The organism is Anaeromassilibacillus sp. An250, assembly GCF_002159845.1.
GTDB classification, from domain to species: domain Bacteria; phylum Bacillota; class Clostridia; order Oscillospirales; family Acutalibacteraceae; genus Anaeromassilibacillus; species Anaeromassilibacillus stercoravium.
In genome coordinates this window covers 1-858 of record NZ_NFJK01000066.1, presented here as the reverse complement: position 1 = coordinate 858, position 858 = coordinate 1, and the positions used below count along the sequence as shown (strand labels likewise).

Sequence of the window (858 nt, the reverse complement as noted above, 5' to 3'; positions counted from 1 at the left end):
GTGCCACAGGTACAGTTTTCCGACCAACTGATGGCCGGAAATCCGACCCTCATAGAGCCGGAAAACCGTCCTACTGATGGTCAGAAAACCGACCTTATGATGGTCGGAAAACCGTCCCCTAACCAAACTACTATAAACAACCTTACAGAGAGCCAAACAAAGGGAGTGAGTGGGGAGCCGCCCGCGCCCTATGGCCGATACCAGAATATTTTTCTGTCGCAGACCGAATACGACGAGTTGCAGGCAGAGTACCCCGACAGGCTGGAACGGTTCATCGAGGAAATGAGCCGCTACCTTGCCGCCAACGGGAAAAGCTACCAGAACTATGCCGCCGCCCTGCGGATATGGGCGGGGAACGACAAAAAGAAAGCCCCGAAAAAGGGCATACCAGACTACTCATGCAAGGAGGGCGAGAGTTTATGAAGAACGAAATCAACGCTGTTTTGGAGAATATGACGACCACCGCCCCGGAGCCGGAGGACTACACCGGCGAGGACGGTTTACTGTACTGCGGCAAGTGCCGCAAGCCGAAAGAAGCCTATTTTGCGCCGGATAAGGCCGCTATCTTTGGCCGTGACCGTCACCCGGCAGAGTGCGACTGCCAGAGAACCGCCCGCGAGGAACGGGAGGCCGCCGAGAAGCGGCGCAGGCACCTTGACACCGTGGAAGAACTGAAACGCCGGGGCTTTACCGACCCCACCATGCGGGACTGGACTTTTGAGAACGACAACGGCAGGAACCCGCAGGCCGGGATTGCCCGCCGGTATGTGGAGCATTGGGCGGATATGCGAGCCGACAATATCGGCTGCCTGTTCTGGGGCGGCGTGGGAACCGGGAAAAGCTACCTTGCGGGCTGTA

General features: G+C 57.8%; 2 pseudogenes. Both read left to right on the top strand.

Annotated elements, in window-relative coordinates:
• Nucleotides 1-423: pseudogene (locus B5F54_RS17165) on the top strand (replication initiator protein A); the annotation flags it as partial.
• A pseudogene (locus tag B5F54_RS17160) lies at nt 420-858 on the top strand (ATP-binding protein); the annotation flags it as partial. The pseudogenes B5F54_RS17165 and B5F54_RS17160, both read left to right, overlap by 4 nt.